The 20,803-nt window shown below is 63.0% G+C and carries 17 protein-coding genes and 1 tRNA gene; 4 read left to right on the top strand and 14 right to left on the bottom strand.

Translation table 11 applies throughout. The features are described from left to right. Positions 1-44: 44 nt before the first annotated feature. From NKI05_RS02860 to NKI05_RS02805, 12 genes are all read right to left on the bottom strand, one after another. Positions 45-509 carry an NfeD family protein gene (locus NKI05_RS02860; protein WP_023671953.1) on the bottom strand — a complete coding sequence of 155 codons (465 nt, stop codon included), beginning with the start codon at positions 507-509 and terminating at the stop codon, positions 45-47. Positions 510-546: 37 nt separating this feature from the next. Further along, positions 547-1,497 (bottom strand): SPFH domain-containing protein, encoded by a 951-nt coding sequence (locus tag NKI05_RS02855; protein ID WP_023695711.1) that lies wholly within the window; start codon positions 1,495-1,497, stop codon positions 547-549. A 158-nt stretch (positions 1,498-1,655) separates the two neighbouring features. Further along, positions 1,656-2,720: a ferrochelatase gene (hemH, locus tag NKI05_RS02850; protein ID WP_023686407.1), complete on the bottom strand. Its 1,065-nt coding sequence runs from the start codon at positions 2,718-2,720 to the stop codon at positions 1,656-1,658. 155 nt (positions 2,721-2,875) lie between these two features. After that, positions 2,876-4,903, bottom strand: a complete 2,028-nt coding sequence (locus tag NKI05_RS02845) for a bifunctional metallophosphatase/5'-nucleotidase (RefSeq protein ID WP_023814613.1) — start codon at positions 4,901-4,903, stop codon at positions 2,876-2,878. A gap of 198 nt (positions 4,904-5,101) precedes the next feature. Then, a complete protein-coding gene (locus tag NKI05_RS02840; RefSeq protein WP_023671949.1) occupies positions 5,102-5,479 on the bottom strand; it encodes an Omp10 family outer membrane lipoprotein in 378 nt (125 codons plus the stop codon). A gap of 186 nt (positions 5,480-5,665) precedes the next feature. After that, positions 5,666-7,111 (bottom strand): homospermidine synthase, encoded by a 1,446-nt coding sequence (locus NKI05_RS02835; RefSeq protein ID WP_023725184.1) that lies wholly within the window; start codon positions 7,109-7,111, stop codon positions 5,666-5,668. A 129-nt stretch (positions 7,112-7,240) separates the two neighbouring features. Next, positions 7,241-8,479 carry a hypothetical protein gene (locus NKI05_RS02830; RefSeq protein WP_023691758.1) on the bottom strand — a complete coding sequence of 413 codons (1,239 nt, stop codon included), beginning with the start codon at positions 8,477-8,479 and terminating at the stop codon, positions 7,241-7,243. 2 nt (positions 8,480-8,481) lie between these two features. Beyond that, positions 8,482-9,405 carry a heme-dependent oxidative N-demethylase family protein gene (locus NKI05_RS02825; RefSeq protein WP_023814612.1) on the bottom strand — a complete coding sequence of 308 codons (924 nt, stop codon included), beginning with the start codon at positions 9,403-9,405 and terminating at the stop codon, positions 8,482-8,484. 52 nt (positions 9,406-9,457) lie between these two features. Then, the gene (locus tag NKI05_RS02820) at positions 9,458-10,120 is read right to left on the bottom strand and encodes an aminotransferase class IV family protein (RefSeq protein WP_032893849.1); all 663 of its coding nucleotides are present in this window, start codon (positions 10,118-10,120) and stop codon (positions 9,458-9,460) included. Further along, the gene (locus tag NKI05_RS02815; protein ID WP_023735033.1) at positions 10,069-11,214 is read right to left on the bottom strand and encodes an aminodeoxychorismate synthase component I; all 1,146 of its coding nucleotides are present in this window, start codon (positions 11,212-11,214) and stop codon (positions 10,069-10,071) included. The genes NKI05_RS02820 and NKI05_RS02815 overlap by 52 nt, the downstream gene beginning before the upstream one ends. A gap of 163 nt (positions 11,215-11,377) precedes the next feature. Beyond that, positions 11,378-12,094 carry a helix-hairpin-helix domain-containing protein gene (locus NKI05_RS02810; protein ID WP_023735032.1) on the bottom strand — a complete coding sequence of 239 codons (717 nt, stop codon included), beginning with the start codon at positions 12,092-12,094 and terminating at the stop codon, positions 11,378-11,380. A gap of 414 nt (positions 12,095-12,508) precedes the next feature. Next, positions 12,509-14,347: a M3 family oligoendopeptidase gene (locus NKI05_RS02805; RefSeq protein WP_023814610.1), complete on the bottom strand. Its 1,839-nt coding sequence runs from the start codon at positions 14,345-14,347 to the stop codon at positions 12,509-12,511. Positions 14,348-14,492: 145 nt separating this feature from the next. Here NKI05_RS02805 and NKI05_RS02800 point away from each other — a divergent pair, with 145 nt between their 5' ends. The 3 genes from NKI05_RS02800 to NKI05_RS02790 all read left to right on the top strand — a co-directional run bounded on the left by NKI05_RS02800 (position 14,493) and on the right by NKI05_RS02790 (position 18,441). Continuing rightward, a complete protein-coding gene (locus tag NKI05_RS02800) occupies positions 14,493-16,031 on the top strand; it encodes a sigma-54-dependent transcriptional regulator (protein WP_023814609.1) in 1,539 nt (512 codons plus the stop codon). 389 nt (positions 16,032-16,420) lie between these two features. Beyond that, on the top strand, positions 16,421-18,247 hold the full coding sequence (gene mepK, locus NKI05_RS02795; RefSeq protein ID WP_023671939.1) for a peptidoglycan L,D-endopeptidase MepK: 1,827 nt from the start codon (positions 16,421-16,423) through the stop codon (positions 18,245-18,247). 120 nt (positions 18,248-18,367) lie between these two features. After that, positions 18,368-18,441, top strand: a tRNA-Gln gene (locus tag NKI05_RS02790). A 137-nt stretch (positions 18,442-18,578) separates the two neighbouring features. Here NKI05_RS02790 and NKI05_RS02785 read toward each other — a convergent pair. Next, on the bottom strand, positions 18,579-19,217 hold the full coding sequence (locus NKI05_RS02785) for a 2-dehydro-3-deoxy-phosphogluconate aldolase (protein WP_023704005.1): 639 nt from the start codon (positions 19,215-19,217) through the stop codon (positions 18,579-18,581). Between the two features lie 174 nt (positions 19,218-19,391). Here NKI05_RS02785 and trhO point away from each other — a divergent pair, with 174 nt between their 5' ends. Further along, entirely contained in the window at positions 19,392-20,318 is a 927-nt protein-coding gene (gene trhO / locus NKI05_RS02780) for an oxygen-dependent tRNA uridine(34) hydroxylase TrhO (RefSeq protein ID WP_023704004.1), read from the top strand. Positions 20,319-20,341: 23 nt separating this feature from the next. Here trhO and NKI05_RS02775 read toward each other — a convergent pair whose 3' ends face one another. Further along, positions 20,342-20,704, bottom strand: coding sequence for a YybH family protein (locus NKI05_RS02775; protein ID WP_023733472.1), 363 nt, complete (start codon positions 20,702-20,704; stop codon positions 20,342-20,344). Between the last annotated feature and the right edge of the window lie 99 nt (positions 20,705-20,803).

The following is a 20,803-nucleotide window of genomic DNA, read 5'->3' as shown; positions in this document are numbered from 1 at the left end:
GGCCTGATTTTTCCGGATCGAAAGCGCCATGCGCTTTCGAAATGTCAAACTGCCTCGACGGTCAGTTCCAGATCGGTGTCGGCCGAACTGACGACGCGCACCTGCGTGCCGGCCGGCAGGTCGGGACCGGAGACGCGCCACAGTGTATCGCCGAGTTTGATGCGGCCGCGACCGTCCTTGATCGGCTCGGCCAGCGTTGCCATCCTGCCGACCAACTGCGCGCCGCGCCGGTTGAGCAGCGGCTGGTCGCTAGGGGTATTACGCCCACCAACCAGCTTCTTTCCGGCAAAGGCCGAGACCAGCGACAGGGCCAGGAAGGCGAGGACCTGGACTTCCCAGGCCCAGAAGCTTGCGTCCCAGACGAGCAGGGAAATCACACCGATCACCAATGCGGCGATGCCGATCCACAGCATGAATATTCCTGGCGCGATGACCTCCATCACCAGGAGGACGAAGCCCAGAACCATCCAGTTCCACGGACCAAGTTCGGAAATGATGCGGTCGAACATGGGAGTGCGCTCCTATGATCTCAGTTCTCAGCTAGCCTCAATTCTCGCCTGGGCGAACCACCGGAGGGCGGGCGGCCTGCCTGGCGGCGCCGGCGGTGCCTTCGCTGCGGAACACCTCCCTGGCGATCTCGCTTATGCCGCCGAGCGTGCCGATCAGCGCCGAGGCTTCCATCGGCATCAGCACGACCTTGCTGTTGTTGGCGGTACCGATCTTGCCCATCGCTTCGGTGTATTTGAGCGCCACGAAGTAGTTGAGTGCCTGCACGTCGCCCTTGGAGATGGCTTCCGATACAACCTGGGTGGCTCGCGCTTCGGCTTCGGCCGAGCGTTCGCGCGCCTCGGCGTCGCGGAAGGCGGCTTCCTTGCGGCCCTCGGCCTCGAGGATCTGCGACTGCTTGAGGCCTTCGGCGGCGAGGATCTGCGCACGCTTGTTGCGTTCGGCGGTCATCTGACGGCCCATCGATTCGATGAGGTTGGCCGGCGGATTGATGTCCTTGATCTCGACGCGGGTAATCTTGATGCCCCACGGATGCGCCGCTTCGTCGACGACGCGCAGCAGCCGTTCGTTGATGGCGTCGCGGTTCGACAGCAGTTCGTCGAGGTCCATCGAACCCATGACGGTACGGATGTTGGTCATCGTCAAATTGAGGATGGCGTTCTCCAGGCCGGCGACCTGGTAGGCGGCCTGGGCCGCATTGAGGATCTGGTAGAAGGCGATGCCGTCGACGCCCACAATGGCGTTGTCGCGCGTGATGATTTCCTGGCTCGGAACGTCGAGCACCTGCTCCATCATGTTCATCTTGGCGCCGATTCGGTCGACGAACGGCACGATGAGGTTGAGGCCGGGGCTTAGTGTTTTGGTGTAACGACCAAAGCGCTCCACCGTATAATTATAGCCTTGCGGGATTGTTCGGATGCCTTTGATAAGAAGCACCAATACCAGAAAGGCAAGCGCACCAATCGCAATACCGAAACCACTGAAGTCCATTTGAATCTCCCTCAGATGCCGGCCATGGCGTTGATTCCATGCAACCGACTTCACCAAACACTTAGGTGTGTTTCAATAATGTTACAATCAGGTGATCGTTGATTATTAGTGCATGGAATAGCGCAACTGCGGCGATCGATCGCCGCAACGTGGCGGCCTCAGACCCAGCCCGACAGCTCGCGCCGCACCATCGCCTCGATCACCGCCATGCCTTCTGCACTGTCGTTGAGGCACGGGATGTGGGCGAATTTCTCGCCGCCGGCGTGATGGAAGGTCTCGGCCGCCTCGCGGCCGATTTCGTCCAGCGTCTCGATGCAGTCGACGGAAAAGCCTGGGTTGACGATGGCGATCGATTTCACGCCGTCCTTCGCCAGTTTCTCGACCGTCTTGTCGGTGTAGGGCTGCAGCCATTCCTGGGCGCCGAAGCGCGACTGGAAGGTGATGATCAGCTTCTTTTCATCCCACCCCAGTCGTTCACGCAACAGCCGTGTCGTCTTCTGGCAGTGGCAGTGATAGGGATCGCCCTTCTCGAAATAGGGCTTCGGGATGCCGTGATAGGAGGTGATGACCACCTCGGGCTCGAAGTCTAGCGTTGCCAGATGCCGTTCGATCGAATGGGCGAGCGCCTCGATGTAGACCGGCTCGTCATAGTAGGGCGGAACACTGCGCACGGCAGGCGCGCGGCGCATCTTCATCAAGGCGCGAAACAGCTGGTCGTTGGCGGTCGCGGTGGTGGTCGCGGAGTATTGCGGGTAGAGTGGGAACGACAGGATGCGGTCGCAGCCTTGCTCGACCAGCCTTTGAGCGACGCTCGCGGTCGAGGGGTTGCCGTAGCGCATCGCCCAGTCGACCACGACATCGGGTAGGTCGATGAGCGCTGCGGCCAGCTTTTCGCCCTGCGCGCGGGTGTAGGTGCGCAGCGGCGACTCGTTCCTCTCGCGGTTCCATATCCTGGCGTAATTGGCGCCGGACTTCTTCGGTCTGGTGGTCAGCACCAAGCCGTAGAGGATCGGATACCAGATCGCCTTGTTGAGTTCGATGACGCGCGGATCGGACAGGAATTCGCGGAGATAGCGCCACATCGGCTTGAAATCGGTACCGTCCGGCGTGCCGAGATTGACCAACATGACGCCGATCTTGCCTGCCTTTACCGGCGGATGTCCGGCCGGCAGCGGGTCGAGCGCTTTCGCGGCTTTGGGGTCGACAGGCGTGGAAAGCGTCATGAAGGTCTCCCGACACCGCGAAACCGACGATGTCGGGCGAACCTAGCGATGTGGCGCGAGTTTTCAATGCCGCGTCTGGCCGCACCTTACCCTGAAAGCCAAAAACCCGTCCGGTTACCCGGACGGGTTTTGCTGGTCGCAAGTGCGAAGCGAGGTTACTTCGCCGGAATGGTCAAGGTCGCGCCGACAGGAAGCCGGCGTGGTTCGTAGCCTTTGTTGGCCTCGGAGATCACCTTCCACTTGGCGCCGTCGCCGTAGGCCTTCTTGGCGAGATCCCAATAGGTATCGCCGGCGACGATGACATGGCTGGCTTCGGCCGGGGCGGCGTCAGCCGGCTTTGCCGGAGCAGGTGCGGCTTCGGCCGGTTTTGCCGGTTCGGCCGGAGCCGGCGTTGCCGGGGCGGTTTCCGCCGGGACAGTCGGCGGCGTGGTGGTGATGTCGCCGGAGCCTGCCGGCAATGCGGGCATCGCCGGCTCCGCCGGTGCAGCCTCGGCCGGTTTTGCCGGTTCCGCTGGAGCAGGTGCCGGTTCGGCTGGTTTTGCCGGCTCGGCGGCCGGGGCAGCCGCTACGGTTGCCGCGACCTCGGTGATGCGGCCGTCGAGCTTCGGCGTATAGGGCCGGTGCGCCGCGAGATAGTCGGCAACCACCTGTTCGAGGCCGGGGCCGTAATCGTAGGCGTTCTTGGCCTTCTCGGCGAAGACCTTGTAGCCGTCGCCGCCCTGGCGGACGTAATTGTTGGTGGCGACCAGATAGTCCTTGTCCGGATTGATCGGCGCCCAGGCACCGTTCTGCATCACCTCGACCGACTTGACTCGGCCGGCATTGGGCGCGACCGACTTGTCGAAGGAGTATTTCAGACCTGCCACCTGCGGGAAGCGGCCGCCGCCGTCCTCGACCTGGCTGACGCCGTTTTCCAGCCCGGCAACCAGATCCTTGCCGGAAATCTGGAAGGTCGCCAGCGTGTTCTGGAAAGGCAGCACGGTCAGCACCTCGCCCATGGTGACGGTGCCCTTGTCGATCGAAGCACGCAGGCCGCCGCCATTGGAGACGACGATCTCGACGCCCTGTCCCTTGACGCGGTCGAGAATGGCGTCGGAGACGAGATTGCCCATCGCGCATTCCTTGGTGCGGCAGCTTTCGCGGCTGCCGTCGATGGCCTCGGTGGTCTCGGCCACTTCCTTGTTCTTCAGCGCCTCGATCGGCGCGCCGAGCTCCTTGATGCGGGCAAGAACGGCCGGATCGGGGATGATCGACTTGTCGAGGAAGATCGGGTCGCCGCTGGCTTCCTTGACGCTGCCGTTGTCGTCGAACACGACCTTGAATTCGCCGAGATATTTCGAATAGGACGCGGCCTGCACGACAGGCACCTTGGAGCCGTCGGGGTTGTCGACCATCGTCGGATAGGGGCCTTCCGCCTTCGGGTCGGTGTTGGACAGAAGCGAATGGCTGTGGCCGCCGACCACCACATCGATGCCCGGGATCTTGGCGATGACATCGCGCTCGCGCCTGTAGCCGATATGGGTGACGGCAATGATCTTGTTGACGCCTTGCGCCTTCAGCTTCTCGACCTCGGCGGTGATCGACTTGACGTCGTCCTCGATGGTAATGCTGGGGCCGGGAGAGGCGAGTTCCGGCGTGTCGTTGGTCACGGCGCCGACAATGCCGATCTTCTGGCCGCCGACCTCAAGCACAATCGACGGCTTGATCTTGCCTGCGGCGCCGGACTTGTCGTTGGGCACGACATTGGCGCTGACGATCGGGAACTTCGCCTTGTCGAGATAAGGCACCAGCGCGCTCTCGCCATCGTCGAATTCGTGGTTGCCGAGCGTCACCGCGTCGGGCTTGATCTGATTGAGGAATTCCTCCTCCGCCGTGCCCTTGTAGGTGATGTAGAACAGCGATCCCTGAAAGCTGTCGCCGGCATTGAGCAGCAGCACGTTCTGGCCTTCGAGCTTCTTGCGCTCCTGTGCGATCGCGGTGACCAGCCGGCCGGCGCCGCCGATGCACTCACCCTTGGTCTCTTCCTCGGCCGAGCAGGTCGACTCGTATTTGTTGTTGCCTTCGATGCGGCTGTGCCAATCGTTGAAATGCAGGATGTTCAACGTGTAGTCGGCAAAGGATGGTGCGGCCGACAGGCCGAGTGTCGAGGCAGAGAGGGCGGCAATGGCGGCGAGCTTCTTCATCTTCGTCTCCCGGATATGATCAAAGGCGTTTAACGCTCTTGCCCGACTGCAGGATAACAGCCAGCATTTCGGGTATGTTCACATCGCGGTTGTGGCGATGCAAGAAGAATCAGGGCGGATAACCGGCATCGGTTTTGCCGGCATAAAAAAGGTGGCGGCGTCGCGGCGCCGCCATCCGCAAAGCCGCATGGGAAAGGTTCAGCCGCGCCTGGTCAGCACGAAGTTCTGCCCGGCGGAGCTGGTGCAATTCAGCTGGTTTATGGACACCAGCAGGCAGTTGAAAGCGATTGGCTGCTGCCGGATCAGCGAGGTTCCGTTGATCTCGACCGAGGTGGCGCCGGTCTTGGTGTAGCTGCCGTCAGCGAATTTCTCACCGGTCTCCGCCGAAACGGTGGTGAAGACGCCGCCGTTCAATGTCGAGACCGCCTTGCCTTCGGCGTTCAGCCATGAGCCTTCGACGCCTCGCGCCTGCGATGAGATCGGTGGCCCGTCGGAGCCGCCGGTGGTGCAGGCGGCAAGCATCGTCGCAAGAACGCCCGCCGCGCCCGCAGAAAGAATTTTGCGCGCAATCGTCATATCAAATCCTCTCCTGACGCATCGGCCCAATCGTCACGACGTTTTGGGGAACACGATGTGCGTGGCCTCAAGTTTCCAGAGCCGTCCCTCGTGCGTCCAAATGGATGCACACTGCTCTCGTCCGCATCCCTTCAATCGCCCGATTTCCGGGCGATTGCAAGGCAGTGAGGCAGGGGTATGGAACCGCTATCGAACGAGGATGTTGCGGAATTGCCACGGGTCGCTTTTGTCGAGGTCTTCGGGAAACAGGCCCGGACGGTTATCGAGCGGCGTCCAGTCGGTGTAGTAGCCCTTGACAGGTCCGAGATACTGGGACTGCACTTCCAGGCAGCGCTTGTAGTCCATCTCGTCGGCCTCGACGATGCCGGCTTCCGGGTTTTCCAGCGCCCAGACCATGCCGGCGAGCACGGCCGAGGTGACCTGCATGCCGGTAGCGTTCTGGTAGGGCGCCAGCTTGCGGGCTTCGGCCAGCGACAGCTGCGAACCGTACCAGTAGGCGTTCTTGGCATGGCCGTAGAGCAGCACGCCAAGCTCGTCGACGCCGTCGACCAGCTCGTTTTCGTCGAGCACATGGTGGACCGGCTGCGGCTTGCCGGCAGCGCCGAACATTTCGTGGAGCGACAACACGGCGTCGTTGCAGGGGTGATAGGCATAGTGGCAGGTCGGGCGGTATTGCACCTTGCCCTTCTTACCGCGCACGGTGAAGAAGTCGGCGATCGAGATCGCCTCATTGTGCGTCACCAGGAAACCGTATTGCGCGCCCGGCGTCGGGCACCAGGAGCGCACGCGGGTGTTGGCGCCGGGCTGTTCGAGATAGATCGCAGCCTTGGAGCCATGCTTGTGCTCCTTGCCGTTCTTCGGCATCCATCTCTCATGCGTGCCCCAGCCGAGCTCGGCCGGCTGCAGCCCTTCCGAGATGAAACCCTCGACCGACCAGGTGTTCCAGAACACGTTCATCGGCTTCGGCTTCTTGGTGCGCTGGGTGTCGCGCTCGGCGATGTGGATGCCCTTGACGCCGGCCTTTTTCATCAGCTTGGCCCAGCGGTCACGGTCGTCCTGCGCGGGTTCGGAAAACTCGAGGCCGAGGTCGCCGGCAAGGTTCAGCAGCGCCTGCTTGACGAACCACGAGACCATGCCCGGATTGGCGCCACAGGTCGAAACCGCGGTAGCGCCGCCGGGCTTGTCGTGCTTCTCCTTGATCAAGGCTTCGCGCAGCGCGTAGTTGGTGCGGCTGGCATTGTCGGCCCTGGCGTCGAAATAGAAGCCGAGCCACGGCTCGACGACGGTGTCGATGTAGAGCACGCCGAGCTTGCGGCAGAGCCGCATCAGGTCGACCGAGCCGGTATCGACCGACAGATTGATGCAAAAGCCCTGGCCGCCACCATTGGTCAAAAGCGGCGTCAGCAGTTTCTTGTAGTTTTTCTCGGTCACGTGCTCCTGCACGAAGGCGATGCCGCGCTCGTCGAGCAGCTTGCGGTCGGTGTCGAGCGGGTCGATGACCGTCATGCGCGACTTGTCGAATTTGAAATGGCGCTCGATCAGAGGCAGCGTTCCCCGTCCGATCGAACCAAAGCCGATCATCACGACAGGGCCGGTGATTTCACCGTAAACGGGCCAGTTTTCATTCGCCATTTTATCGAGCACTCCTTCAAGCAACGCGCCAAAACGGCCGTTCGACCGCCGCGCGACAAACCATAGATCATTGTCACAATAAAGCGAAAAGCAGGGATAAGGTTAGTTCCCGACGGCGCAGATGCGCGCCTACGGTTCGAGCAGTTTCGCGAATTCCGGTGTGAACAGCGCTTGTGCTTCGGAGACCGGCATTTCAACGAGATCGTCGCCGCAAGCCTGGATGACGTTGGGCAAACCTTGCAGCCCGAAGACCAGAACCTGCCTGTCGCCATCGCGCTTCAGGCTGGCGCCGAGATAGTCGCTGATCAAATCGTCGATGCCGCATTCGGCCTCGTAATCCACCTCGGTCTGGTCGCTTGGCTTCTTGCGGTTTTCCCTGACGAAGGCGGCCAGCGAGGGGCCTGGCTTGCCGTCGCCCGTATCGGAAAACATGTCCTGAAGGGTAAGCAAGGCGCCACGGCGCACGTCCATGACATAGGCGTCGGAATAGTTGTTCGGATGCGCACCGCCGCAATAGAGGCTGCCGGATTCCGACCAGCTCATCAGCTTCGGCGTCAATGACGTCACTTTGGACGTCGTGTCTTCGTAGCCGCCAAGCGAATCGTCATCCATGCCCTCCATCGGTGGTCCATCGTGGAAGCCGGCGTATTGCAGCGCCGCGCAGGTCAAGGCGCTGAGGCTGTCATGCCAATGGCGGTTCTGCAGCAAGGCATTGGCGGCTTCGATCGGCGCGCCGCCGGCGAGATCGACGATGCGCGGCCTGGCGAATTTGGTGCGTGGATCGGTGACATAGTTGTAGGCTGCATCCGGCCAACCTTCCTTGGCGTCTGCCTCGGGCGCGAAATCCAGCTTGAGATAGTCGTAGGGCGATGCCGCCATGGTGATCGGCGCATCGTCACCCGAGAATGTCATGTCGGTGAAATCATAAAGATCGCGTGGCGTCGTCGCCGGCGTCTCCGTCTGGGCACGGCTGGCGATCCTTGTCAGCTTCAGCGGCAGGGTCTTTTTGGCCGTCCAGGTGCCTTCCAGCGTCTTGCCATTGTCGGCGGAACTCAATCGCCAGACGGCGCCGATGGGTGGAGCCTGGCCGTCGCCGCACTTCTTGGCATCGCAGGCTTCTTCCTCGGCCAATTGAAAGGTGGCGCCCTTGCTCGACTTCGCCTGCAGAGGAATATCGACGCCCTTGGAGCGGTAGAAATAGCGGCCCGCCAGTGCCTCTCCAGCCGTCGCCGGATCACCGGTAAACTCGACGACGATGTCGATGTTGCCGAGCTTCCCCGCATAGGTCACCGGTTCCGCATGCGCTGTTGCCGGCAACGCCAGCAATGCACCGAGCAGGACGGCTAGCTTCAGAACATGTCGGATCATCGTCACTCCTGAGCCATGGTTTGCAGGCGTTGCACCAGCCGGTCACGGTCTGATGTCATCCCCTTGTAGTCGAGTTGAGCCTCATCCAGCGCCTGCAATTGCGCCGCGAAAGAGGCGGCAAGCGTTGCCCGGTCGGGATGCCGCGCCAGCACTTTCAGCGGGTCGAGATGGATGCGGATGGTGAACAGGATGTCGCGCGAGACGGGGAGCTTGCGCAGCGTCTGGCGCTCGACGCGGATGAAGGCGTGGGCGTTGACGTCGCCGTCGGGAAATCGCGAGGGGCGGTTGGTGGCGCGGTCGATGCGCTCGACATTGGAGAGCGGATGATAGAGCGCGTCGTCGGCCTGGATCGACCAGTTGAAGCGTTCGACAGCCTGACCCTGCAGGCCGTCGAACATGCGGTTGATGAGCTCGGCCGGCCTGGTGCCCGGACCGAAGCCCGGCACCGGTGCGTGGATCTGCTGCAGCGGCCGGCCGAATTTTTCGACCAGCGACCAGGATGACGGGAAGCACAGCGAGCCGGCGGCGAGTCGCCAGCCGGTGTCGTCACGGCGCATCAGGATCAGGTCTTCCTGGACGAGCAGCGACGCTGCGACCAGCGGGGCATCGGGGAAGGTGGCGTCAGAGTCGGCTTTGGCGCCAATGACCTCAACCCCGGCATTGGTGCGCCGGTACATCCCGGGAAATGTCGACAGCAGATGTGCTTCGATGAGGCCGCGCACTTCGCGCTGGGCGTCGCGCGTGCCGTCTTCCTCGACAAACACCTTGTCGGGGATTTCGGCATACAGCCGGCGCTTTTCGGCGAGATGGTCGAAGAGATACCGGTCGACCTCGATCCACTTGTCGAGTTCGAGCGGCTTCAGCCCGATGGTGAAGAGCTTTGAGGAGCCATCATAGGGCGTGTGCGTGGGCTGACGAGAATTCATGCTTCGCTAGAAAGTGTCCAATGCCGGCGGTTATTCTCGCAGCCGCTTCGTATCAGGCCAATGTTGCCGGGATCAAGCCGCGCAGAGAATTGCCGACGAACAGTGTTTTGGCGGATTTCAACTCGTCATAGCTGTAGATCGCCTCCTGGGCGCGGCCTTCGTCCAGCAGCTCGGCGCGCAATACGCCAGGCAGCAGGCCGCAGTCGAGCCTGGGTGTCATCAGCATGCCATCACCGAAATCGGCGAAGACGTTGGTGATGGTGCCTTCGCAGATTTCACTGCGCTCATTTGCGAGCAACACTTCGTCGGCCTGGGTGATCAGATATTCGGAGCGGGCGTGAGTGTAGACTTGCCGCCGGCCGGTCTTGTGGCGCAGCAGCGTGTCGGTGGAGGAGAGCCGCACCCGTGCCAGCTGCAGCCGCCAGACCTTGTCGGCGGCGAACGGCTCATAGGGCTGGACCGAGGCGGTCACTTCGCCATCGCGCTGCAGGACGAGCCGGGTGCGCAGCGCCTTTTGCTGCGGCCCGATAGTATTCGCCAGCACCTCGCCGATCCGCTGCGGATCGCAGGCAAAGCCGAGTTCTTCCGCCGAGCCATAAAGGCGCACGAGATGGCGTTCGAAGCGCAGAAAGCCCTGGCCGGGCTCCCAGCGCATCGTCTCGATCAGCTCGAAATCGGCGGTGTCCCCGTCGCGAAGCGCGCCTTCAGCAGACACTCCTGATACTCCTCTTGCGCCGTCGAATCGAAGACGATGCCGCCGCCGACATTGTAAACGGCCTCGCCACTGGAAAAGAGCGATATGGTGCGGATCGCCACCGAAAAGCGCATCATGCCGGCAGGCGCGATCCAGCCGATGGCGCCGCAATAGACGTCGCGCGGTGTCTCTTCCAGCTCGTGCAGGATTTCCATGGCGCGGATTTTCGGTGCGCCGGTAATCGAGCCACAGGGAAACAGCGCGCCAAAGATTTGGCGGATGCCGAGATCAGGCAGAAGCTTCGCCCGCACACGGCTCACCATCTGATGGACGGTCGGGTAGCTCTCGATGCGGAACAGTTCCGGCACTTCCAGCGTGCCGATCTCGCTGATCAGGGAGATGTCGTTGCGCAGGAGATCGACGATCATCCGGTTCTCGGCCTGGTTCTTTTCATCGCTGCGCAAGAAGGACTTCAACCGCGCGTCCTCGGCCTTGGTCGCGCCGCGCGGTGCAGTGCCCTTCATCGGATGGGTTTCGATCATGCCTAAGGCATCGATCTCGAAGAACAGCTCGGGCGAACGCGACAAGATGATGGGATCGCCGAGCGAAATCAGCGCGCCATACTTGACCGGCTGGCGTCCTGTCAGTGCGTCGAAGGCAGCAACCGGATCGCCCGACCATTGGGCACGGACCGGAAAGGTCAGGTTGCCTTGGTAGCAGTCGCCCTTGCGGATGTGGTCGTGAAGGCGCGCGAAGCGTTTGGCGTAGTCCTGAGCGGACCAACTGGCCCTGGCGTCGAAGATGGGGCCATTGGTGGCCGGCGCATCGTTGCGCGGCACGGCCTCTTCGACCGGAGCATCGAACACACCCAGACAAACCAGTGGCGCGCGCCGGCCTTCAGGCAGCAGCGGCACCAGTTTCGGTTCGAGCAGATAGCCCGCTTCGTAGGAGAAATAGCCGGCCAGCCATTTGCCGGCATCGCTCGCCGCCTGCGCGGCCACCAGCGCCGGCAGAAAATCCTTGGCATCATAGGCAATGATGATGTCGGCCTGGTGGTCGAAGACCAACTGACGGCCGCTTTCATCGTTGCGGAAAATGGCAGAGGGCAGGGGCATGGGGCTCGGGTACTGCGGTCGATGACGCCAGAACCGCTCTATATGGGGGCCGGGCGGCGTGCAATCGAGGGAGCGGCGTCGCAGGGCGCAAAGACAGTGGCGAATGCAAAAACAAAGACGGCGCCCGAGAGCGCCGCCTTCTGGTTATGTTGCCGATGACAGATCAGCTGTTGTTGGCGGTCCCGGCGCTCGGGAATTGGCGTGCGAACTCCTTTTCGTCGCCGGCGGCAAGCAGCTTGGCCTGCTCGACCCACTTTTCGCGGGCGATGCGGCCGTCGAAATTCAGCGTGTCCTCGATGCGCTTGACATCGGCCGCGGTCCAGCCGGCGATCTGCGCGTAGGTCGTGACGCCAAGGCCCTTGAGCAGTTTGTCGTTGACCGGGCCGATACCGATCAGGCGGCGCAGATTGTCGGCCTTCCCAGCTGCCGGGGCGGCCTTCTTCGGGACGGCGGCGGGCTTTGAAGCCGCGGCTTTGGGCGCGGCCTTGGCGGCGGCAGGTTTGCTGGCCGCTGGTTTTGCGTCCGCGGATTTGGCCGCAGCTGGTTTGGCCGCGGCGGGTTTGGCGGGGGCCGGTTTCGCGGCCGGGGCGGACTTGGCCGTTGCCGCTGTCGACACCAGCGCGGCCGGCGCCGAACTGGAAGGCTTGGCGGATGGAGCCGATGTTTCACGCAGCCGGCGTTCGAGATCGGCGCGGGTCTTGCCGCAGGCGTCGAGTTCGCCGGTCAGGCGGTCGGCGTCGGCGCGCAGTCTGTCCCGCTCGCTGCGGGTGCGGTCGAGATCGCCGCGCAGGCTGTCAAGTTCGCCGCGCAGCCGGCCCCAGATAAACCAGCCAACCAACACACCTACAAGGAACGCCAGGACAATGTAAAAGAAGGTCATCGTCTCTCTCCAGTCGGATCCGTCCGCCGCCGTCCCAAGTCATGACCTTGGCAGATCGGATCATCCAATGTGGTTCGGCGGCTCAGGGAACAGCCGGTCTGTCGTCGAGTGTCGGCGTTCGGCTTTGCCGCCCATTGCCAACCGTCGCTGTCGCATTCGTCAGACCGCTGCCATGGGCCGGGATGCTGTCCGGCCTTAAGCCGCGCGCCCGGCTGAGCTTCGGTCGGAAAGCTATCATACGGCTTCGGGAAAGCTAACGGAAAATTTCGCCGGAGAGTTATTCAAGAACAGGTATTTAGAACAAGAACAGCGCTGCCGTCACATGCATCCCGGCTAAACTGTTCTGCGATTCTGCAAAGTCGAGGCCGCTGCTGAACCTGCCACTCTGCGCCATCGGTCCAATGGGTGCGCGCATTAACTGTCGAGCGCTTCCAACTCGTCGATCAGGCCGCCGATCACGCCAAGCCCGATCTGCCAGAAGGCGGGGTCGGTGGCGTCGAGGCCGAAGGGCGCGAGAAGCTCCGAGTGATGCTTGGTGCCGCCGGCGCGCAACATCTCGAAATACTTATCCTGGAAGCCATGCTCGGCGTTCTGGTAGACCGCGTAGAGCGAGTTCACCAGGCAGTCGCCAAAGGCATAGGCGTAGACGTAGAAGGGGGAGTGGACGAAGTGCGGGATGTAGGTCCAGAAGACCTCATAGCCCTCGCGCAGCTTGATCGCCGGCCCCAGGCTTTCGGCCTGCACCTCGAGCCAGAACTGGCCGAGCTTGTCGGAGGTCAGTTCGCCGTTCTTGCGCTCTGCATGCACCTTGCGTTCGAACTCGTAGAAGGCGATCTGGCGCACGACCGTGTTGATCATGTCCTCGACCTTCTGGGCGAGCATCGCCTTGCGCTCGCGCTTGTCGGTGGTCTGGTCGAGCAGCGAACGGAAGGTCAGCATCTCGCCGAACACCGAGGCCGTCTCGGCCAAAGTCAGCGGCGTCGAAGCCATCAGCGCGCCCTGGCCGCCGGCCAGCACCTGATGCACGCCGTGGCCGAGTTCATGCGCCAGTGTCATCACATCGCGCGGCTTGCCCATGTAGTTGAGCAGCACATAAGGGTGCGCCGAAGGCACGGTCGGATGGGCGAAGGCGCCGGGCGATTTGCCGGGCCTGACCGGCGCGTCGATCCAGTTGCGGTCGAAGAAGGTGCGGGCGATCTGCGCCATGTCGGGGGAAAAGCGCTGATAGGCCGATAGCACAGTGTTCCTGGCATCATCCCAAGGAATCACCGCTTGCGGCGTTTCGGGCAAGGGCGCGTTGCGGTCCCAGTGGTTCATCACCTCCATGCCCAGCCAGCGCGCCTTCATCGCGTAGTAGCGATGAGACAGGCGCGGATAGGCCTCGCGCACGGCCGATGCCAGCGCGTCGACCACGCTGCGCTCGACACGGTTGGCGAGATGGCGTGAGTCGGCGATGTCCTCGAAGCCGCGCCAGCGGTCGGAAATCTCCTTGTCCTTGGCCAGCGTGTTGGTGATCAGCGTGAAGGTGCGCAGGCTCTTGCGGAAGGTTGTGGCCAGCGCTTCGGAGGCGCGGCGGCGGACCTCCCCATCGGCGTCCTGCAGGCGGTTCAGCGCCGGCTCCAGCGTCAGTTCCTCGCCGTCTATGTCGAAGCGCAGATCGGTCATCGTCTCGTCGAACAGCCGGTTCCAGGCACCGCGTCCGGTGATCGATTTCTCATGGAACAGCTGCTCGACCCGGTCCTCGAGCTGGTAGGGCTTGTCCATTCTGAGGTCGAGCACCCAGGGGCGGTAATGGGCAAAGCCGGCGTCGGCGGCGAGGGCTGCTTCGAGCGCCTTGTCGTCGATCAGGTTCAGCTCCAGCGCGAAGAACAGAAGATGCGCGCTGGCGTCGGTCATCTTCTCCTGGATGTCGCCATAGAGCTTTGCGCGCTGCGGATCGGCGGTGTTGCCGGCATAGATCAGGCCGGCATAGGAGACGATGCGGCCGATCAGTTCCTCCAGCGCCTCATAGGCTGTCAGCGCCTCGCCAAGCCTGCCGGCGCTGCCGCGCCCGGCCTCCGCAGCCAGCGTGCCCTTCCAGCGGTTCTCGAAGGCGACGGCATCGGCCGCCGCCTTGGCAAGGTCGCGCTTCAGTTCGGGTGCTTCCATGCCGGAATAGAGGTCGGCGAGATTCCATTCCGGCAGGTCGCCGAGTTCCGCCGCGCCCTGACCGGACGCTACCGCCGCAAGCTGCCGACCGAGAATCCTGCGCATCAACAATTACCTTCTGGAATCAAGGGGAAAGGACAAGCCGGTCAAATCCTAAGGAATTCATTCACCGGGTTTTTTGAAACCTTGTTTAGAACCCTGTGCCAAGATGATCCATGGGAATTTCCCAGGCGGGCAACTCAAATCAGTCATGACAGGTTCCATTCTTATAGTCGATGACGATCCCGTGCAGCGCCGGCTGCTCGAGGCGGCGGTGACGAAATTCGGCCACAGCGCCATCGTTGCCGATGGCGGCGAGGCCGGTCTGAGCGCGCTTGACGGACCCAATGCGAGGGATATTTCGGCAGTCATCCTCGACCTTGTCATGCCGGGCCTCGACGGCATCGGCGTGCTGAAGGCGATGCGCGAGCGCGGCATCACTGTTCCCGTCATCGTGCAGACTGCGCAGGGCGGCATCGAAACGGTGGTTTCGGCGATGCGCCACGGCGCCTTCGATTTTGTCGTCAAGCCGGCGTCTCCCGACCGGCTGCAGACCGCGGTCGGCAACGCGCTCAAGGTCGAGGCGGTCGAGGACGAGGTCAAGCGCACGTCGCGGCGTCGCGGCGGCCACCTGACCTTCAAGGACATGATCACGCACAGCCCGGCGATGGACCGGGTGATCCGCCTCGGCCAGAAGGCTGCGGCCTCCAACATCCCGATCCTGATCGAGGGCGAATCGGGCGTCGGCAAGGAATTGGTGGCGCGCGCCATCCAGGGCAGCGGCGAACGCCGCACAAAGCCGTTCGTCACCGTCAATTGCGGCGCCATCCCCGACAATCTGGTCGAATCGATCCTGTTCGGTCACGAAAAAGGTTCGTTCACCGGCGCCACCGAAAAGCACACCGGCAAGTTCGTCGAGGCGCATTCGGGCACCCTGTTCCTGGATGAGATCGGCGACCTGCCGCTCGACGTGCAGGTCAAGCTGTTGCGCGCCGTGCAGGATGGCGAGGTCGATCCGGTCGGCGGCCGTTCCACCGTCAGGGTCGACATCAGGCTGATCTCGGCCACGCACCGCAACCTTCTGCAGCAGGTCAAGGACGGCAAGTTTCGCGAGGACCTGTTCTACCGGCTCAACGTTTACCCGATCGTCGTGCCGCCGCTGCGCGACCGCCGCGACGACATCCCCTATCTGGTCAAGCATTTCATGGACAAGGTGGCGCCGGCGGGCAATCGCCTGCACGGCATCTCGGATGCCGCACTGGCCATGCTGCAGGCCTATGATTGGCCGGGAAACATCAGGCAGCTGGAAAACGCCGTGTTCAGGGCCTCGGTGCTTGCCGAAGGCGATGTGCTCACGACTGACGAATTTCCGCAGATCCGGGCGCAGGTCGACGGCACCGTCAATCTCGACGCCGATGCGTCCTTGTCGGACCCCGGCATGGCCTTGAGCACCGGATCGCAAGGCGATGGCGCGCAGACTGATGATGCCGGTACTGCAGCTGCCGAGTTCGCCCCTCCGGCCAGGTTGCTTCAGCGTTTCGGCACATTGAGGGCGCTGGACGAGCGTGGCAATGTGCGTGCGCTGGCCGATGTCGAACTCGAAATGATCAAGCTCGCCATCGACCATTACAACGGCCAGATGAGCGAGGTCGCACGGCGTCTCGGCATCGGCCGCTCGACGCTCTACCGCAAGCTCAAGGAATACGGCATCGACCCGGAAACCGGCCGCCTCGACCGCCTTGCCTCCTGAACGCCGAATTCCACAGCTTGCCAACGCAAGGCCGGGACCAGCTTGCCATGCCACATCCGGCGCTGCATAAGGGTTGGGGCGGGAATATGGCTGATGCGGACAGCGTTGTTCACGCATTAAGGCCAGCGGTAACAGATCGTGTAGCGGGAAAAGGCTGAATCTTGATCTAAACCAGCAGTTTACCAAGAAATCCTGTGTATTATTTTTGACGGGATATCGCCACGGTGTTACCGCATTTCGGCTTCAATAAGCGATGATTAACCATTAGGATCGATATTCGGATGTGAGAACCACGCATCCGTTTGGACAAATCCGGGGACAAACGGCAGCCTGCAAGGCCTTTTGATTTGAACAAAGTCGAACGACACAGAAACGGGTGGCGCGATCACATGGGCGTCTGGCCGAGATGGCTGGCAGCGTTGATCGTTGCGTTCGCTTTCCTCGCCGCAACTGCTGCCGGCGCCAGCGCTGAAACGCGCTCGCTCAAGCTCTATCACCTCCACACGCACGAAAAGGCCGAGATCGTCTACAAGCGCAATGGCCGCTACGATCCGGCAGGCCTCAGGAAGATCAACATCATCCTGCGCGACTGGCGTCGCAACGAACCGACCAAGATGGATCCGCGCCTGCTCGATCTGGTCTGGGAAGCTTACCGGCAGGCCGGCGCCACCGACTACATCCAGGTCGTTTGCGGCTATCGCTCGCCGTCGACCAATTCGATGCTGCGCAGCCGCAGCCGCGGTGTCGCCAAGGAAAGCCAGCATATGCTGGGCAAGGCGATGGACTTCTACATTCCGGGTGTGCCGCTGAAAAAGCTGCGCAACATCGGCCTGAAGATGCAGGGCGGCGGCGTCGGCTACTATCCGTCGTCGGGTTCGCCCTTCGTCCACATGGACGTCGGCAATGTGCGGCATTGGCCAGGCATCAGCCGCCAGGAACTGGTCAGCCTGTTCCCCAATGGCAAGACGCTGCATGTGCCGAGCGACGGCAGGCCGTTGCCGGGTTATGACCAAGCGCTCGCCTCCTACAAGGCGCGCAAGGGCGCCGGTTCTCCTGCCATCATGATGGCCAGCGCAGGCGGCAGCACCAAGAAATCCGGTGGCTTCCTGTCCGCGTTCTTTGGCGGTGGCGGTGAAGACGAAGCCGACGACAGCGCCGATGTCGCTACCGCCGCGCCGCCGCCGAGAAGCGTGAAGCCGGTGCTGGCTGCCACGAGCAACAACAACAGCAATCTGCCTGGCATCGCGATCGTGTCGCCGCAGAACGCCAAGCGCGCCAACATTCCGCAGCTTGCCGACGACAGCGCTGACGATTCGGAGCCGCAGGACACGCCGGAGACGATCATCGCCGCGCTGCCCGCCAAGGAAGTGCCGCTGCCCGCTTTCGCACCGCGGCCGAAGGCCGATGTCGGCGCGCAACAACCTGAGACCGTGCCGTTCGGCGTGGCCGATGCCACCACCGAACAGACGGTGGCGACGGCGCAGGCGCCGGCCAATGTGCCGTTCGGCACGGCCGATGCGAGCAATGCCGACCAGGGGGCCGATCAAGCTGCCGCTCCGGCGCAGGTCGCGGTCAACGTCCCGTTGCCGACCTGGCGTCCCGACCGCTCTTCGCCGCCGGCTGAGCTTGCGCCGCAGGACAAGGGCGTTCTGCTGGCGCTGGCCGATACGGCTGCCCACAAGCAGACCGCAACCGACGCGTTCTCGGTGCTGCCGTCGCAGCGTCCGGACGAGGTCAAGGCGGTTCTCGAACAGGCCAGCGCCGCCGATACAGCCGGTGCTACCGACGACTATCAGGTTGCGTCGCTCGAGCCTCGCTCGGCGTTCAACGATCCGTCAGGTGTCGATGCCGCATCGCCGCGCGGTGCTATTGCTGCCCGTCCCGCCGGTACCGATCCAGCCTCGGTGATCGGCGCCGGCGTCAAGACGACACGCAAGGAAGCAAGGGCTTCGGCTCGCGACCTGAAGCCAGGACCGAAGGCAGTGGTGGTGGCGGCCGAACCGCAGGCGACGCGCTGGGCGCTGAGCAGCGGCGACAACATCGCCACCGTTTCCAGCCCGACGACTGCGCCGCGCTATGCCTACAACATCGTGCATACGCCGCCGAGCGAGGTCTACACCGCAGGCTTCCAGGCGGACAACCAGATGGCCGATGCCAACCGCTTCACCGGCAATGCCGTAAAATTCCTTTCGGTCGCCCGCTTCCAGACGAAGTAAGGGCGTGACCGGGGCGTTATCGACTCGAAGCCGCGCTGGGCAACCCGTGCGGCTTTTGTTTTTAGCGAGATCTCGAGCACTGGCTTCCATCGCCACAGAATGCTAACCACCAAGCTGCATTCCCGCTTCGTCTAATGGTAGGACAGCGCCCTTTGAAGGCGTGAATCGAGGTTCGAGCCCTTGAGCGGGAACCAAAATCTCAACGCGTAGCAAACCCGGTCGGCGCAGCTGGCGGGTTTTTGTGCCGAGTGCAATTCCGGGAACACTGTGATTTTCCCGGGAAAGCGCGGAGCGCTTCCCTTGGGATTGCGCAAAGATAAAGTAGCGGAGGTTATTTTCCGAGCTTGCTCGCGGTCTGTGCGAGCGCCTCGATCTCATCCCACTTGCCGGCCTTGACCAACTCGTCCGGCGCCACCCACGAGCCGCCGACGCAGATAACGTTGGACAGGCTGAGATAGTCGGCGGCGTTCTTGGCCGAGATGCCGCCGGTCGGGCAGAATTTCACGTCGGCCAGCGGCGAGGCAAAGGCCTTCAGCGAGGCGATGCCGCCGGATTGTTCGGCCGGGAAGAATTTCAGGAACCGCAGGCCGGCCTCGCGGGCAGCCATGATCTCGCCGGGCGTGATGGCGCCGGGCAGCAAGGGAACGTCGCTGTCCTTGGCCGCCGCCAGCAACTCGCGCGTGATGCCGGGGCTGACGATGAACTTCGAGCCAGCCGCCGCTGCCTGGTCGAACTGCTTGGCATCGAGAATTGTGCCGGCGCCGACAATGGCGCCCTCGACCTCACCGGCCACGCGGCGGATCGCTTCCAGCGCATCGGCGGTTCTCAACGTGATCTCGATCGCCGGCAGGCCGCCGGCGGCCAGCGCCTGGGCGAGCGGGACGGCGTCCGCGACATTGGCGATCTTCAGCACCGGAATGACCGGCTGGCCATTGAGCAGCGACAGGAGCTTTTCGGTCTTGCTGGGCATTGGCTTTTCTCTCCCTGGGTGATTTCAACCGATTAGCAGAAGGCCGATTCCGAGTCCACGAAACTCGGCCTGCCGCGATGTCACATGTCGGCCAACGAGCCTGCGGGCGAATACCGACGAAGTGTCTTTAGCTCTGCCTTGAATCCGCTTTGACCACGGTCTAGTGGCTTGGCGATGACCAACCATGAACCCGTGCGCGTCGCCGCGCTCTACAAATTTGCGAGGCTGGGCGACTTCGACGCGCTGCGGGTCTTGCGCACGCCGCTTGCCGCCTTCTGCTGCGGGCGCGGCATCAAGGGCACGCTGCTTCTGGCGCAGGAGGGCATTAACGGCACGGTCGCCGGCAGCGAAACCGACATAGCCGACCTGATCGCTTATCTCGAGGCCATCGAGGGTCTTGCCGATCTCGAGGTCAAATACAGCACTGCCGCCGAAATGCCGTTCCATCGCATGAAGGTGCGGCTGAAGCGCGAGATCGTCACCATGGGCGTCGAAGACCTCGACCCGGCGACGGGTGCGGGGACCTATGTCGCGCCGGCCGACTGGAACGCGCTGATCTCGGACCCCGGCACCATCGTCATCGACACACGCAACGCGTACGAAGTGTCGATCGGCACGTTCGAGGGCGCGGTGGACCCGCGCACGTCGAGCTTTCGCGAATTCCCGGCCTGGGTGGAAAAACACCGCGACCAACTCGACGGCCGCAAGGTTGCGATGTTCTGCACCGGCGGCATCCGCTGCGAAAAGGCGACGGCCTATGTGAAGTCGCTCGGCTTCGAGGATGTGTTCCATCTCAAGGGCGGCATCCTCAGATATCTCGAAGAGGTGCCGGCCGAAGACAGCCTGTGGCAGGGCGAGTGTTTCGTCTTCGACGAGCGGGTCTCGGTGTCGCATGGGTTGACCGAAGGCGAGGCCGAACTCTGCCGCGCCTGCCGGCATCCGCTGACGCCGGAGAACCGGCTGTCGCCGCATTTTTCCACCGGCGTGTCATGCCCGCATTGCTACGAGGCACGCTCGGATGAGGATCGCACCCGCTATGCCGAGCGCCAGCGCCAGGTCGAACTTGCGCAGGCGCAGGGCAGGGGACATATCGGCAGTTAAGTGCCGCCGACGCCCTGACTGGATCACCACACGACAGAATAGCGGTCGATCACCCACAGCCATGTGCCGTCGGCCTGCCGGCGCGCGACCTCTGAGGTTATCGAGCCGTCGGCAAGCCTGGTCGACGTCAACGCGAGTTCGCCGTTAATGGCCGCCGGGCGCTGCTCGCCGCGCTGGAATTTTCGCCAGCTCGCGGCAAAGGCTTCGAACAAAGCGCGGATCGCCTCATGGCCACGCGTCAATTCGGCTGCTCCGGTGTCGATGACGGCATCGGGTTCGAACAGCGCTACCATGCCCTCAATGTCTCCCGCCCATTGCCGATCAATTAGCAGGCGCTCCAGATCCTGGGGATCTCGTGCTTGGTCGCGGTCTGGCTGATCGGTCACGGCAAAACTCCTCCCTCGCCGACGTTGCGGCGACACTAACCGAAGCCGAGGCGGGTTTCGACACATCGAATTTGATTTGCGGCATTGCCGGCGCCGATA

The sequence above is a fragment of the Mesorhizobium sp. M0771 genome (genome assembly GCF_040320155.1).
Classification (GTDB): Bacteria; Pseudomonadota; Alphaproteobacteria; order Rhizobiales; family Rhizobiaceae; genus Mesorhizobium.
This window is presented reverse-complemented; position numbering and strand designations above follow the sequence as displayed.

What these genes read in the sequence shown, in the direction of transcription:
- NKI05_RS02860 (WP_023671953.1), bottom strand. Translation starts at nt 509, where the DNA reads ATGTTCGACCGCATCATTTCCGAACTTGGTCCGTGGAACTGGATGGTT.
- NKI05_RS02855 (WP_023695711.1), bottom strand. Translation starts at nt 1,497, where the DNA reads ATGGACTTCAGTGGTTTCGGTATTGCGATTGGTGCGCTTGCCTTTCTG.
- hemH (WP_023686407.1), bottom strand. Translation starts at nt 2,720, where the DNA reads ATGACGCTTTCCACGCCTGTCGACCCCAAAGCCGCGAAAGCGCTCGAC.
- NKI05_RS02845 (WP_023814613.1), bottom strand. Translation starts at nt 4,903, where the DNA reads ATGAAGAAGCTCGCCGCCATTGCCGCCCTCTCTGCCTCGACACTCGGC.
- NKI05_RS02840 (WP_023671949.1), bottom strand. Translation starts at nt 5,479, where the DNA reads ATGACGATTGCGCGCAAAATTCTTTCTGCGGGCGCGGCGGGCGTTCTT.
- NKI05_RS02835 (WP_023725184.1), bottom strand. Translation starts at nt 7,111, where the DNA reads ATGGCGAATGAAAACTGGCCCGTTTACGGTGAAATCACCGGCCCTGTC.
- NKI05_RS02830 (WP_023691758.1), bottom strand. Translation starts at nt 8,479, where the DNA reads ATGATCCGACATGTTCTGAAGCTAGCCGTCCTGCTCGGTGCATTGCTG.
- NKI05_RS02825 (WP_023814612.1), bottom strand. Translation starts at nt 9,405, where the DNA reads ATGAATTCTCGTCAGCCCACGCACACGCCCTATGATGGCTCCTCAAAG.
- NKI05_RS02815 (WP_023735033.1), bottom strand. Translation starts at nt 11,214, where the DNA reads ATGCCCCTGCCCTCTGCCATTTTCCGCAACGATGAAAGCGGCCGTCAG.
- NKI05_RS02810 (WP_023735032.1), bottom strand. Translation starts at nt 12,094, where the DNA reads ATGACCTTCTTTTACATTGTCCTGGCGTTCCTTGTAGGTGTGTTGGTT.
- NKI05_RS02805 (WP_023814610.1), bottom strand. Translation starts at nt 14,347, where the DNA reads ATGCGCAGGATTCTCGGTCGGCAGCTTGCGGCGGTAGCGTCCGGTCAG.
- NKI05_RS02800 (WP_023814609.1), top strand. Translation starts at nt 14,493, where the DNA reads ATGACAGGTTCCATTCTTATAGTCGATGACGATCCCGTGCAGCGCCGG.
- mepK (WP_023671939.1), top strand. Translation starts at nt 16,421, where the DNA reads ATGGGCGTCTGGCCGAGATGGCTGGCAGCGTTGATCGTTGCGTTCGCT.
- NKI05_RS02785 (WP_023704005.1), bottom strand. Translation starts at nt 19,217, where the DNA reads ATGCCCAGCAAGACCGAAAAGCTCCTGTCGCTGCTCAATGGCCAGCCG.
- trhO (WP_023704004.1), top strand. Translation starts at nt 19,392, where the DNA reads ATGACCAACCATGAACCCGTGCGCGTCGCCGCGCTCTACAAATTTGCG.